This window comes from Pseudomonas sp. WS 5021 (assembly GCF_012985535.1).
Lineage (GTDB): Bacteria > Pseudomonadota > Gammaproteobacteria > Pseudomonadales > Pseudomonadaceae > Aquipseudomonas.
On sequence record NZ_JAAQWP010000005.1, the window covers coordinates 153,887 to 166,783 of the forward strand.

Here is a 12,897-nt window from a genome sequence, read left to right on the forward strand (position 1 = left end):
CCGGTGTAGCCGGGACAATTTCCCGAACCGCATCTGATTTAGCAGGGGCCCGCAAGCCTTACTACGAAGGGAGTAGAACCCGGCCACCAAAGCAGCATACGGGCCCTGGCGAGGCATTCCTATGATGGTTGCCATAGCCTCTGTAGAGAGGTTTTGCGTGCAATCCTGAGGGGACAATAATGACAACAAAACGCAACGCCTTGCTGGTTGCCGGCCTGTTGGCCGGGGTGATCGGCGCAGGTTCCGCCTGGGCCCATGGCAACGTCACACCCACTGCCGTGGAAACCAAGGGACTGACGCCGGTCAAGGATGCCGGCGTGACGCTGGATGCGGACGGCTGGGCGGCGGTGAACCCATATCGCCAGTCGCCGGAACATGACAAGGCTGTGGAAGTCGGCGCCTCGGCCTATAACCAGAACTGCGCCGCGTGCCATGGCCTGGAAGCCAAGTCCGGCGGTATCGCGCCGGACCTGCGCATGCTTGACGAGGGCGATGCCGGGGACGAGTGGTTCGTCGAACGGGTGCGCCACGGTGCCGTGCGCGATGGCCGGGTGTACATGCCGAAAATGGCCGACTACCTGAGCCAGGAAGCCTTATGGGCGGTACGCACTTATCTTGATAGCGTGCACGTCGAGGAGTAAGCCATGGGCTGGCGCGCACGTTGGCTGTTGGCTTGTTGGTTGCCAGTGGCCGCCTACGGGATGGACCCCGGCAAAGACCCGGTGCCATCGGTGATGTGGAGCTATTTCCACCAGCAGTTGCTCGGCAATGCGCCGTTTGTCTTTGATGAGCGGGTCCAACTGCTGGCGCCGCCCTTTGCCGAAGATGCGCGGCAGGTGCCGCTGGAAATCGATGCCCGCGCCTTCAAGGGCGAGGTAGTGAAGATCATCGCCTGGGCCGAACTCAATCCACTGCCGAAAATCGTCGACTTCCAGCCGGGCGAGGGCGTGTTGCCCTGGCTGGCGATTCGTATCCGCATCGAACAGGCTACGCCGTTGCGCGCGGCCGTGTTGACCAAAGATGGCCTGTGGCATGTGGGCTCGACCCTGATCGACGCCGCCGGCGGTGGCTGCACCGCGCCCAGCGTGGTGCGCAGCCAGCCGGGTTGGGAAGAGCACCTGGGAGAAGTGTTGGGCGGCCGTTACCCCCGCGCGGACTTCAGCCGGCTGCGCCTGCAAGTGGCGCACCCGATGGACAATGGCATGGTCAGCGGCATCCCTGAGTTCTACATCAACCACGCCGAGCTGCGCGACGCCCAGGACCGGGTGTTGGCGCGCCTGGAGCTGTTCGCGGCGGTCAGCGAGAACCCCGACCTGGCGTTTGACCTGCAAGGAGCGGGGCCGGTGCGCCTACTGTTGCGCGACACCAGCGGCAGCGAGTTTTCCGGAGCCATCCCATGAAGTGGCTATGGCTGCTGTTGTTCGGCCTGAGCCTGCCCGCGCTGGCCGACCTCGACTACGCCCTCAAGCCCCGGCAGATCGCTGTCGACACCTGGCTGCTGGAAGGCAGCACCGACAATTTCGCCAGGGCCAACGGCGGCAATATCGTCAATACCGCCTTTATCGTGACCCAGGCCGGGGTAGTGGTTATCGACACCGGGCCGTCCCGGCGCTACGGCGAGGCGATGCGCCAGGCAATTGCCACGGTCACCGACAAACCGGTGATCCAGGTCTTGCTGACCCATCACCACCCCGACCATGTACTGGGCAACCAGGCGTTCAAGGATGTGCCCATCGGCGCGCTGGCAGGCACCACCACGCTGCTGCGCGAGCAGGGCGATGGCATGGCGGAAAACATGTACCGCATGGTCGGCGACTGGATGCGTGGCACTGAAGTGCTGCTGCCCAGCCAGACGCTGAGCCCCGGCGTGCAGACCTTTGGTGGGCACTCCTTGCGCCTGCTGAGCCTGAGCGGCCATACCGGCGCCGACCTGGCGATTTTCGACGAGACCAGCGGCGTGCTGTTTGCCGGCGACCTGGTGTTTTACCAGCGCGCCCTGACCACCCCCAATACCCCCGGCCTTGCAGTATGGCTGGCGGATATCGCCACCCTGCAAGGCCTGCCCTGCAAGCTCATCGTGCCCGGCCACGGCCCCGTGGCCAGCGACGCGCAGCCCTTTGCACAAATGCGTGACTACCTGGGCTGGCTCGACCAGCTCATGGCTACCGGTGCCGCCAACGGCAGTGCCATGGGCGAGATGATCCGCAGCCCCATCCCCGAACGTTTTGCGGCCATCAGCCTGAGCCGCTACGAACTGATCCGCAGTGTCAGCCACCTGTATCCGCGCTATGAACGCGCCCAGATGCAACGGATAGATCAATAACAACATCCCCCCGAAAGAGGCCTCATCATGATCTACGCACAACCTGGCACCCCCGGCGCCATCGTCACCTTCAAGCCGCGCTACGGCAACTTTATCGGTGGCGAGTTTGTGGCCCCGGTCAACGGTGAATACTTCACCAACACCTCGCCGGTCACCGGCGAAGTGATTGCCCAATTCCCGCGCTCCAGCGCCGCCGATATCGACAAGGCGCTGGACGCCGCGCATGCCGCCGCCGATGCCTGGGGCAAGACCTCGGCCCAGGATCGTTCCCTGGTACTGCTGAAAATTGCCGACCGTATCGAGCAGCACCTGGAAGTGTTGGCCGTGACCGAGACCTGGGACAACGGCAAGGCCGTGCGCGAGACCTTGAATGCCGACGTGCCATTGGCCGCCGACCACTTCCGTTATTTCGCTGGCTGCATCCGCGCCCAGGAGGGCGGCGCTGCCGAGATCAACGAACTGACCACCGCTTATCACTTCCACGAACCCCTGGGTGTGGTCGGGCAGATCATCCCGTGGAACTTCCCGTTGTTGATGGCCGCCTGGAAACTCGCACCGGCCCTGGCCGCTGGCAACTGCATCGTGCTCAAGCCGGCCGAGCAGACGCCGCTGTCGATCATGGTGTTTGCCGAGCTGATCGCCGACCTGTTGCCGGCCGGCGTGCTGAACATCGTCCAGGGTTTTGGCCGCGAAGCCGGCGAGGCCCTGGCCACCAGCAAGCGCATCGCCAAGATCGCCTTTACCGGCTCCACCCCGGTGGGCGCGCACATCATGCATGCGGCGGCCGAGAACATTATTCCGTCTACCGTCGAGCTGGGCGGCAAGTCGCCCAATATCTTCTTTGAAGACATCATGCAGGCGGAACCGGCCTTTATCGAGAAAGCCGCCGAGGGCCTGGTGCTGGCGTTCTTCAACCAGGGCGAGGTCTGCACCTGCCCGTCGCGGGCGCTGGTGCAGGAGTCGATCTACGAGCCGTTCATGGCCGAGGTCATGAAGAAGATCGTCAAGATCAAGCGCGGCAACCCGCTGGACACCGAAACCATGGTCGGCGCCCAGGCGTCCGAGCAGCAGTACGACAAGATCCTCTCGTACCTGACCATTGCCCAGGAAGAGGGCGCCGAACTACTGGCCGGTGGCGCCGCCGAACACCTGGAGGGCGACCTGTCCAGCGGCTATTACATCCAGCCGACCCTGCTCAAGGGCCACAATAAAATGCGCGTGTTCCAGGAAGAAATCTTCGGCCCGGTGGTGGGCGTGACCACCTTCAAGGACGAAGCCGAAGCCCTGGCGATTGCCAACGACAGCGAATTTGGCCTCGGTGCCGGGCTGTGGACCCGCGACATCAACCGCGCCTACCGCATGGGCCGGGCGATCAAGGCCGGGCGCGTGTGGACCAACTGCTACCACCTGTACCCGGCGCACGCCGCATTTGGCGGCTACAAAAAGTCCGGCGTGGGCCGTGAGAACCACAAGATGATGCTCGACCATTACCAGCAGACCAAGAACCTGCTGGTGAGCTATGACATCAACCCGTTGGGGTTCTTCTGATCGCCTGATTGAACTGCCAGCTTCCACCCTTTGATGGGCAGACATCAGCCTCCCTGCTTGAAATGCAATCAAGTGTGGGAGCTGGCTTGTCGGATCGCTGCGATAGCGGTGTATCAGTCGATAAATGTATTGGCTGATACACCGCCATCGCAGGCAAGCCAGCTCCTACAGGGGAATGCAGCTTCGCGCTCTTGCTCTGCTGTTGATCTGCTTTTGATCTGGCTTTTGATCTTGGGCGCCCCGTTAAACCACGATGGCCGTCGCAGGTAAGCCCGCTCCCACATTTTTGATGGGGGTACACCCGCGACCATTGCAGGCTGCCGGCTCGTTCGAAAGTAGCATTCGCCCGCCAGCCCACCCATGCATTAATGCCTGTACCGGACTTTCCCGGCATAACAAGAGGAACGCCCCATGTGGACCAAACCCGCCTACACCGACCTGCGTATCGGCTTTGAAGTGACGATGTATTTCGCCAATCGCTGAAATTTCAACGGGGATGTGGGCCACCCATTGGTCTGATTGCATTCGCCAGCGGATGCGTTAGTGTGGCCCGTATCTTCCAAAAACAATAAAAACAGGCTTACCAATGAGCCAGAGTCTCAGCCAACTGCGTAAATTCGTTTCCCCAGAAATCATCTTCGGCGCCGGTTCCCGGCACAATGTCGGCAATTACGCCAAGACCTTTGGTGCGCGCAAGGTCCTGGTGGTCAGCGACCCCGGCGTGGTGGCTGCCGGTTGGGTCGCCGATGTGGAGGCCAGCCTGCAGGCCCTGGGTATCGAGTACTGCCTGTACACCGCCGTGTCACCCAACCCGCGTGTGGAAGAAGTGATGCAGGGCGCCGAGGTCTACCGCGAGCACCATTGCGATGTGATCGTCGCCGTCGGCGGCGGCAGCCCGATGGATTGCGGCAAGGCCATTGGCATTGTGGTTGCCCATGGGCGCAGCATCCTTGAGTTCGAAGGGGTGGACACCATCCGCGTGCCCAGCCCGCCGCTGATCCTGATCCCGACCACCGCCGGCACCTCCGCCGACGTGTCGCAGTTCGTGATCATTTCCAATCAGCAGGAACGCATGAAGTTTTCCATCGTCAGCAAGGCGGTGGTGCCGGATGTGTCGCTGATCGATCCGGAAACCACCGCCAGCATGGACCCGTTTCTCTCGGCCTGTACCGGGATCGACGCGCTGGTGCATGCCATCGAGGCCTTTGTGTCCACCGGCCACGGCCCGCTGACCGACCCCCATGCGCTGGAGGCCATGCGCCTGATCAATGGCAACCTGGTGCAGATGATCGCCAACCCCAGCGATATCGCCCTGCGCGAGAAAATCATGCTCGGCAGCATGCAGGCGGGCCTGGCGTTTTCCAATGCGATCCTGGGTGCGGTGCATGCCATGTCCCACAGCCTGGGCGGTTTTCTCGATTTGCCCCATGGCCTGTGCAACGCGGTGCTGGTCGAGCATGTGGTGGCGTTCAACTACAACTCGGCGCCGGAGCGTTTCAAGGTGATTGCCGAGACTTTTGGCATCGACTGCCGGGGGCTCAACCACCGGCAGATCTGCGGGCGGTTGGTGGAGCACCTGATTGCGCTCAAGCATGCCATTGGCTTCCATGAAACCCTGGGCCTGCACGGGGTGCGGGTGGCGGATATTCCGTTCTTGTCGCAACACGCCATGCACGACCCGTGCATCCTGACCAACCCGCGCGAGTCGAGCCAGCGTGACGTCGAGGTCGTCTATGGCGAAGCTCTCTGACGATCAACAGCGGGCCCTGGCCGGGCTGCTGGGGCTGGGTGATCATTCGGCACGCAAGAGCCACTACCCCGAGCTGACGGCGCGGTTGGATGAGCTGGAGGCCGAGCGCAAACGCTATATCCGCCTCAACGATGAGCTGGAGCAAAGGGTCGCGGCACGCACCGATGAACTGCTCGACGCCAACCACAATCTGCAACAGCAGATCGCCCGGCGCGAGCGCATCGAACAGGACCTGCGCGACGCCCGCGACGCTGCCCAGGCCGCCAACCGCAGCAAGGACAAATACCTCGCCGCCGCCAGCCACGACCTGCTGCAGCCGCTCAATGCCGCACGCTTGTTGATCTCCACCTTGCGCGAGCGAGAGCTGCCCAGCGTGGAAAAAGTCCTGGTGGAGCGTACGCACCAGGCCCTGGAAGGGGCGGAAGACCTGCTGGCGGACTTGCTGGATATTTCCCGCCTCGACCAGGCGGCGGTCAAGCCGGACATTGCCCTGTATCGCCTCGACGAACTGCTGGCGCCGCTGGTTTCGGAGTTCCAGTCGGTGGCGGCGGCGGCCGGGTTGAACCTGCGTGTGCACATGGGCCGCTATGCGCTGCGCACCGACCTGCGCCTGTTGACACGCATCCTGCGCAATTTCCTCAGCAATGCCTGCCGCTATACCGAGCAGGGTTGCATCCTGCTGGGGGCGCGGCGGCGCGGTGATCGCCTGCGCCTGGAGGTGTGGGACACTGGCCGTGGGATTGCCGCCGACAGCCTGGAGTCGATTTTCCTCGAGTTCAACCAACTGGACGTCGGCCGGGCGGCGGATCGCAAGGGCGTAGGCCTGGGCCTGGCGATTGTCGAGCGTATCGCGAAGATCCTCGGCTGCCAGGTGAGGGTGCGCTCATGGCCGGGGCGCGGCTCGATGTTCAGTATCGAGGTGCCGCTGTCCGAGGAAATACCGCTGCCCATCAGCCTCGCGCCACCCCAGGCCGGTGCCGGCAACCCATTGCCGGGGCGGCGCCTGCTGGTGTTGGATAACGAAACCAGCATCCTGGAGAGCATGCGCGCGTTGCTTGGGCAGTGGGGCTGCGAAGTGGTGACCGCCACTGATCAGGCGGGCGCGTTGGTGGCGTTGCAGGGTAGGGCGCCGGAGCTGATCCTGGCCGATTACCACCTCGATCATGGTGTGGTCGGCTGCGAGGTGGTCAAGCAGTTGCGCGAGCATTTCGACCGCAGGATCCCTGCGGTGATCATCACGGCCGACCGCACGGACCAGTGCCGGCGTTCGTTGCAGCGCCTGGAGGCGCCGTTGCTCAATAAACCGGTGAAGCCGGGCAAGCTGCGGGCGGTGTTGAGCCAGCTACTGGGTGCCGCGCCTGACACGACGGCCTGAATGTGGGAGCAGGCAAGCTGCTCCCACAGGCTTAAATCGCGTGTGCCTTGATACCTGTCAAAACCTGCCGCGACGCTTTGCCTCATGCTGCAGGCCTTGATTGTCATGGCCGACGGAGATTTCCATGAGTGCCCCCGCAACACCTGCTGTTTCTTTCAAGCTGCCCATGGGCCTGGTGATCGCCGTGCTGGTGATGATCGGCGTGCTGTTGTTGCCGTTGCCCGCCGATTTGCCGGTAGCCGGGCACCGGATGTTGGCGATCCTGGCGTTTGCCGTGGTGGTGTGGATCACCGAGGCGGTGTCCTACGAAGCCAGTGCGATCATGATCACCTCGTTGATGGCCTTTCTGCTGGGCACCGCGCCGTCCCTGCAGGACCCGACGCACCTGATCGGTTCCAGCCCCGCCATCAGCATGGCGCTTACCGGGTTTGCCAACCCGGCCCTGGCCCTGGTGGCCGGTGCGTTGTTTATCGCCGCCGCCATGACCCACACAGGCCTCGACCGGCGTATCGCCCTGGTCACCCTGACCCGGGTTGGCACCAGCACCCGCGGGATTCTGGTGGGGGCGATTGCGGTGACCATCCTGCTGAGCCTGGTAGTGCCCAGCGCCACGGCGCGCAGTGCTTGCGTAGTGCCGATCATGATGGGGGTGATCGCCGCGTTTGGCGTGGACAAACGCTCCAATATCGCCGCTGGGATCATGATCGTCGTCGCCCAGGGCACCAGCATCTGGAACGTCGGGATCCAGACCGCGGCGGCGCAGAACCTGTTGACCGTGGGCTTTATGGACAAGATGCTCGGCCAGCGCGTGTCGTGGATCGACTGGCTGATCGCCGGGGCGCCGTGGGCGTTGATCATGTCGGCGGTATTGCTGTTGCTGGTGCTCAAGTTGCTGCCTCCGGAAACCAACAGCATCCCCGGTGGCAAGGAGGCCGTGGCGCAATCTCTGGCCGATATCGGCCCGATGACCGGGCCGCAGAAGCGCCTGCTGACGGTCTCGCTATTGCTGCTGCTGGCCTGGGCCACGGAAGGGCGCCTGCACAGCTTCGATACCACCTCCACCACCTACGCCGGCCTGGTGTTCCTGCTGCTGCCGGGGATTGGGGTGATGACCTGGAAAGACGTGCAGTCGCGCATCCCCTGGGGCACGGTGATTGTGTTTGGCGTGGGCATCAGCCTCGGTACGGCGCTGCTGACCACCCAGGCCGGGCAATGGCTGGGCGCGCAGGTGGTGGGGCATACCGGCCTGGATCAACTGGGTCCGCTGGGGGTGTTTGCGATCCTTGGGGCATTCCTGATTGTGATCCACCTGGGCTTTGCCAGCGCCACTGCGTTGACCTCGGCCTTGCTGCCGATCCTGATCGCGGTGCTGCAAACCCTGCCGGGGGACTTCAGCCGGCTGGGCATGACCATGTTGCTCGGGTTTGTGGTCAGCTATGGCTTTATCCTGCCGATCAACGCCCCGCAGAACATGGTGTGCCTGGGCACCGGCACCTTTACCGCGAGGCAGTTTGCCAAGGTGGGCTTGTTGGTGACCTTGATTGGCTACCTGTTGATGCTGGTGTTCGCCGCCACCTATTGGAGCTGGCTGGGCTGGATCTAAAAGCCCCAGTGTGAGCCCGCTCCCACAGGGGAGCTCGGCTGGGCACATAAGTTGCGTCACATAGCAAATCAAATGTGGGAGCAGGCAAGCCAGCTCCCACAAAGATGACAAGATGAACCCCGCTCAGGTCTACTACGCTCTGAGTCATGGTTTTACCGGCCTCGTGCGTCGGTCATCAAGGTCACGAATGGATAAATACACCCCGCATACCTGGCAACCCCACGAGCGTCCGAGCTTGCCGGGGTCGCCGTCGACGCCCCATCACCCCACGCTCAAACGCTGGGCCTTTGCCCTGGTTGGCGTGCTGGTGGCAATCACCGGCGGCCTGGGCAATGCACTGGTGATCGCCAACCTGCCGTATCTGCAAGGGGCATTGGGCGCGACCACCGCCGAAATGGCCTGGCTGCCCGCGGCCTACGTGATGACCAACGTGTCGATGAACCTGCTGCTGGTGAAGTTCCGCCAGCAGTTCGGCTTGCGCGCGTTTACCGAAGTGTTCCTGGTGCTTTACGCCCTGGTCACCTTTGGCCATCTGTTCGTCAATGATCTCAGCTCGGCAATCGCCGTGCGTGCGGCCCACGGCATGGTGGGCGCGGCCCTCAGTTCCCTGGGTTTGTACTACATGGTCCAGGCGTTCCCCGCAAAGTGGCGGCTCAAGGCCCTGGTCTTGGGCCTGGGCACCGCGCAACTGGCCCTGCCGATGGCACGGCTGTTTTCCGAGGACTTGCTGCAAATTGCCGAGTGGCGCGGCCTCTACCTGTTTGAACTGGGCATGGCGCTGACCTGCCTGGGCTGTGTATTCCTGCTCAAGTTGCCACCGGGCGACCGCTTCAAGACCTTTGAAAAGCTCGACTTCCTGACCTTCGCCTTGCTCGCCTCGGGGGTGGCGTTGCTCTGCGCGGTACTGTCCCTGGGGCGTATCGACTGGTGGCTGGAAGCGCCGTGGATTGGCGTCGCTTCTGCCTGTTCGCTAGTGCTGATCATGGCCGGCCTGGCCATCGAACATAACCGCGCCAACCCGTTGCTGATGACCCGCTGGCTGGGCGGCGGGGTGATGATTCGCCTGGCCCTGGCGGTGATCCTGATCCGCATGGTGCTGTCCGAGCAGTCCACCGGCGCCGTCGGCTTTTTGCAGGCGCTGAACATGAGCAGCGAGCAGATGCGCACCTTGTACCTGGTGATGCTGCTGGGGGCGATCAGTGGCCTGGTGATCAGCGCGTTGACCATCAACCCGGCACACCTGCTGATGCCGCTGGTGATATCCCTGGCCCTGATGGCCACAGGTTCGGTGATGGACAGCTTCTCCAGCAACCTGACTCGCCCGCACAACATGTACCTGAGCCAGTTTTTGCTGGGGTTTGGCGGTACCTTCTTCCTCGGCCCGACCATGGTGCTGGGCATGCGCAATGTGCTGACCAACCCGCGCAACCTCGTGAGTTTCTCGGTGTTATTCGGTATTTGCCAGAACCTTGGCGGGCTGATGGGGGCGGCGTTGCTCGGCACGTTCCAGATCGTGCGGGAGAAGTTCCACTCCAGCATGATTGTCGAACACCTGACATTGTTGGACCCGCGCGTAGCCGCCCGGGTGCAGAGCGGTGGCTCGGCCTATGGCTCGGTGATTGCCGACCCGGAACTGCGCAACCTGATGGGCATTCGCAGCCTGGCCACGGCGGCCACCCGTGAAGCCAATGTCATGGCCTATAACGACGTGTTCATGCTGATCGCGATCATCGCGATCCTCACCATGTTGTGGATTTTTACCCGCAGCCTGTGGCTGATGAGCACCACCAAGAAAGCTGCCGCCAGCGCAGCGCCTTCCGTTCAACCTAGCGGCGCACTTCCTTCATGAGCGAACCTACGGCTACCACCACGACCACCAATGCCATTGCTTCCACCCCGGAGGGCACCACGCCGCCCGGTGCCACGGTCACCGAACAGCGTTCGTTGGGTGTGCGTGTCATCTCGTCCCTGGGCTTTGCCGCGATTGCGATCGTCGGCGTGTTGATCGTGTTGTACGCCTGGCAATTGCCGCCTTTCAGCAGTGCCGTCGAAACCACCGAAAACGCCCTGGTGCGCGGCCAGGTAACGATCATCGGCCCGCAATTGAGCGGTTATGTGTTCGAGGTGCCGGTGCAGGATTTCCAGTACGTCAAGGCCGGGGATCTGCTGGTGCGCCTCGACGATCGCATCTACAAGCAGCGCCTGGACCAGGCCCAGGCGCAACTGGCGGTACAGCAGGCGTCCCTGGCCAACGTGGTGCAACAGCGCAACAGCGCCGAGGCGACCATCAAGTTGCGCCAGGCGGCCCTGGCCGACAGCCAGGCCCAGGCGCGCAAAAGCACCGCCGACCTGCGCCGCAACGAAGAACTGATCAGCGACGGCTCGGTATCGCGCCGCGAACTGGACGTGACCCGCGCCGCCAACGCGCAGACCATCGCCGCCGTGGCCCAGGCCCAGGCCAGCCTGGAAATCGCCCGCCAGGATCTGCAGACGGTGATCGTCAATCGCGGCTCGCTGGAAGCCGCCGTCGCCAGCGCCGAGGCCGCCGTGGAGTTGGCGCGGATCGACCTGTCGAACACCCGTGTGCTCGCACCCAGGGACGGCCAGTTGGGGCAGATCGGCGTGCGCCTGGGGGCCTACGTCAACTCCGGCGCGCAGTTGATGGCGCTGGTGCCGAACCAGCTGTGGGTGATCGCCAATATGAAAGAAACCCAGATGGACAACGTGCAGGTGGGCCAGCCGGTGATGTTCACCGTCGATGCCCTGAACCACCGCAAGTTCCACGGCACGGTGCAGCGTATCTCGCCGGCCACGGGAGCCGAGTTCAGCCTGTTGCAGGCCGATAACGCCACCGGCAACTTCGTCAAGATCGCGCAGCGGGTGCCGGTGCGGATCACGGTGGACCCGGATCAGGAGCAGAGCGAACGCTTGCGGCCGGGGTTGTCGGTGGTGGTCAGTATCGACACGGCGGGGCGCTTGAAGAACAGCCCGCCCTGACCCCTGGCAGGAGCCGACTTGCCGGCTCCTGCAGAGGTTTTGTTTATGGGGCCATGAGCATCGGTGGCAGGGTGCCCAACAGCGAAACGGCCGCCACGGCCGCCGCGCCCAGCAGCCATTCCAGCAACACGCTGGCCTGCAATTGGCCCGGACGTTGCTGGCAACCCTTGATCCGTAGCCGGTTGAGCAATGCCAGGCCCAGCATGCCCGCCACCAGCAGCACCTTGATCAACAGGATCAAGGCAAACCCGCTGAACAGCGGGGTAGGCCACAATTGCCCGGTAAGCACGCGGACATTGATCAGCCCGCTGATCAGCAAACCCGTTACCAGCCCGTAACCGACACCACTGAAGCGCCGCAGGACCTCTTCCAGGTCGGTGCGCTGCGCTTGACGCAGGATCAACACCAACAGCAGCAACCCACCGAGCCAGGCCCCGACGCAGAGCAGGTGTACCACCTGATTGAGGATCAGCAATTGGCCGTTCAGGCCACTGAGCATGGCGCCATGGCCCACCGGGGCCAGGGTTGCCAAAAGCAGTACCGTCAGTGGCAGGCGCAGGCGGCTCCAGGGCGTCAGCAAGCCCAGCACCAACAAGCCATTGAGCAGCAGGTGCGCGCTCCAGACCTGGCCGAAGAAGGTCTTGCCCAGCACCAATTGCACGGTGGCCAGGTCCAGCGCCAGCAGTTCCCTGCCGGCCATGCTGGCACTGATCAATAGCAACCACGCCACGCCGCTGCCCATGGCCAGCCAGGCCAGTAGCGTGGTGATGCGCGCCAATTGCCGATCCAGTGCCGGCTGGGGTTTGTTGCCCAGGAGCACGGGCCGGAACACACAAGCCCCGAACATCAGCAGCACCGCCAGAAAGTGCAGGAAACGGCACAGCACCAGCAGGGTTGCCATGGGTTATTGGCCGACCTTGAAGCTGTAGCTGCCTTCGCTCTTGTGGGTATCGACCGAGACCGCATGCCACTCCACCTTGTAAGTGCCGGCAGCCAACGGCGCGGCAGGGGTCACCACCAGGGTTTTCTTGTCGGCGTCCGGGGTTTCCAGGCCTTTGACCGCCACTTCGGTGCCGTCCTTGCTCAGGGAGACCTTGGTGAACGTGGCTTCGACACCTTCGGAGAACACCAGGCGCAGGTCGGCGGGCGCGGCGACGGTGCTGTCGGCCGCCGGCGTGGTGTTTTTCAGGTGGGCATGGGCAAAAGCCGCCGAAGCGCCCAGCAGCGAGGCCAGCAAGGTCACCGTGGTCAGGGTTTTCTTGATCAACATCGTGCACTACCTATCAATGGGAGGAGTGGGC

At 63.4% G+C, this 12,897-nt stretch carries 12 protein-coding genes; 10 read left to right on the top strand and 2 right to left on the bottom strand.

Annotated features, from left to right (window positions below; genetic code table 11):
• Positions 1 to 179: 179 nt before the first annotated feature.
• The 10 genes from pedF to HBO19_RS17240 all read left to right on the top strand — a co-directional run bounded on the left by pedF (position 180) and on the right by HBO19_RS17240 (position 11,596).
• A complete protein-coding gene (pedF, locus tag HBO19_RS17195) occupies positions 180 to 641 on the top strand; it encodes a cytochrome c-550 PedF (RefSeq protein ID WP_169954421.1) in 462 nt (153 codons plus the stop codon).
• A 3-nt stretch (positions 642 to 644) separates the two neighbouring features.
• The gene (locus HBO19_RS17200) at positions 645 to 1,400 is read left to right on the top strand and encodes a quinoprotein dehydrogenase-associated SoxYZ-like carrier (RefSeq protein WP_169954420.1); all 756 of its coding nucleotides are present in this window, start codon (positions 645 to 647) and stop codon (positions 1,398 to 1,400) included.
• Positions 1,397 to 2,323: a quinoprotein relay system zinc metallohydrolase 1 gene (locus HBO19_RS17205; RefSeq protein ID WP_170057926.1), complete on the top strand. Its 927-nt coding sequence runs from the start codon at positions 1,397 to 1,399 to the stop codon at positions 2,321 to 2,323. The genes HBO19_RS17200 and HBO19_RS17205 overlap by 4 nt, the downstream gene beginning before the upstream one ends.
• 27 nt (positions 2,324 to 2,350) lie before the next feature.
• Positions 2,351 to 3,871 carry an aldehyde dehydrogenase family protein gene (locus tag HBO19_RS17210; RefSeq protein WP_169954418.1) on the top strand — a complete coding sequence of 507 codons (1,521 nt, stop codon included), beginning with the start codon at positions 2,351 to 2,353 and terminating at the stop codon, positions 3,869 to 3,871.
• Positions 3,872 to 4,282: 411 nt separating this feature from the next.
• A complete protein-coding gene (gene pqqA / locus HBO19_RS17215) occupies positions 4,283 to 4,354 on the top strand; it encodes a pyrroloquinoline quinone precursor peptide PqqA (protein WP_003243383.1) in 72 nt (23 codons plus the stop codon).
• A gap of 103 nt (positions 4,355 to 4,457) precedes the next feature.
• Complete coding sequence (ercA, locus tag HBO19_RS17220; protein WP_169954417.1) at positions 4,458 to 5,621, top strand: alcohol dehydrogenase-like regulatory protein ErcA; 1,164 nt, start codon at positions 4,458 to 4,460, stop codon at positions 5,619 to 5,621.
• Positions 5,605 to 6,996: a hybrid sensor histidine kinase/response regulator gene (locus HBO19_RS17225; protein ID WP_169954416.1), complete on the top strand. Its 1,392-nt coding sequence runs from the start codon at positions 5,605 to 5,607 to the stop codon at positions 6,994 to 6,996. Before ercA ends, HBO19_RS17225 begins: the two co-directional genes overlap by 17 nt.
• 124 nt (positions 6,997 to 7,120) lie before the next feature.
• Positions 7,121 to 8,599 carry a DASS family sodium-coupled anion symporter gene (locus tag HBO19_RS17230; RefSeq protein ID WP_169954415.1) on the top strand — a complete coding sequence of 493 codons (1,479 nt, stop codon included), beginning with the start codon at positions 7,121 to 7,123 and terminating at the stop codon, positions 8,597 to 8,599.
• A 187-nt stretch (positions 8,600 to 8,786) separates the two neighbouring features.
• Positions 8,787 to 10,448 (top strand): MFS transporter, encoded by a 1,662-nt coding sequence (locus HBO19_RS17235; protein ID WP_169954414.1) that lies wholly within the window; start codon positions 8,787 to 8,789, stop codon positions 10,446 to 10,448.
• Positions 10,445 to 11,596, top strand: a complete 1,152-nt coding sequence (locus HBO19_RS17240; RefSeq protein ID WP_170057927.1) for an HlyD family secretion protein — start codon at positions 10,445 to 10,447, stop codon at positions 11,594 to 11,596. The genes HBO19_RS17235 and HBO19_RS17240 overlap by 4 nt, the downstream gene beginning before the upstream one ends.
• Before the next feature lie 43 nt (positions 11,597 to 11,639).
• On the opposite strand, the gene copD is transcribed toward HBO19_RS17240, so the two are convergent.
• Positions 11,640 to 12,497 carry a copper homeostasis membrane protein CopD gene (copD, locus tag HBO19_RS17245; protein WP_170057928.1) on the bottom strand — a complete coding sequence of 286 codons (858 nt, stop codon included), beginning with the start codon at positions 12,495 to 12,497 and terminating at the stop codon, positions 11,640 to 11,642.
• Positions 12,498 to 12,500: 3 nt separating this feature from the next.
• A complete protein-coding gene (gene copC, locus HBO19_RS17250; protein WP_169954411.1) occupies positions 12,501 to 12,866 on the bottom strand; it encodes a copper homeostasis periplasmic binding protein CopC in 366 nt (121 codons plus the stop codon).
• Positions 12,867 to 12,897: the final 31 nt, after the last annotated feature.

What these genes read in the sequence shown, in the direction of transcription:
- pedF (WP_169954421.1), top strand. Translation starts at nt 180, where the DNA reads ATGACAACAAAACGCAACGCCTTGCTGGTTGCCGGCCTGTTGGCCGGG.
- HBO19_RS17200 (WP_169954420.1), top strand. Translation starts at nt 645, where the DNA reads ATGGGCTGGCGCGCACGTTGGCTGTTGGCTTGTTGGTTGCCAGTGGCC.
- HBO19_RS17205 (WP_170057926.1), top strand. Translation starts at nt 1,397, where the DNA reads ATGAAGTGGCTATGGCTGCTGTTGTTCGGCCTGAGCCTGCCCGCGCTG.
- HBO19_RS17210 (WP_169954418.1), top strand. Translation starts at nt 2,351, where the DNA reads ATGATCTACGCACAACCTGGCACCCCCGGCGCCATCGTCACCTTCAAG.
- ercA (WP_169954417.1), top strand. Translation starts at nt 4,458, where the DNA reads ATGAGCCAGAGTCTCAGCCAACTGCGTAAATTCGTTTCCCCAGAAATC.
- HBO19_RS17225 (WP_169954416.1), top strand. Translation starts at nt 5,605, where the DNA reads ATGGCGAAGCTCTCTGACGATCAACAGCGGGCCCTGGCCGGGCTGCTG.
- HBO19_RS17230 (WP_169954415.1), top strand. Translation starts at nt 7,121, where the DNA reads ATGAGTGCCCCCGCAACACCTGCTGTTTCTTTCAAGCTGCCCATGGGC.
- HBO19_RS17235 (WP_169954414.1), top strand. Translation starts at nt 8,787, where the DNA reads ATGGATAAATACACCCCGCATACCTGGCAACCCCACGAGCGTCCGAGC.
- HBO19_RS17240 (WP_170057927.1), top strand. Translation starts at nt 10,445, where the DNA reads ATGAGCGAACCTACGGCTACCACCACGACCACCAATGCCATTGCTTCC.
- copD (WP_170057928.1), bottom strand. Translation starts at nt 12,497, where the DNA reads ATGGCAACCCTGCTGGTGCTGTGCCGTTTCCTGCACTTTCTGGCGGTG.
- copC (WP_169954411.1), bottom strand. Translation starts at nt 12,866, where the DNA reads ATGTTGATCAAGAAAACCCTGACCACGGTGACCTTGCTGGCCTCGCTG.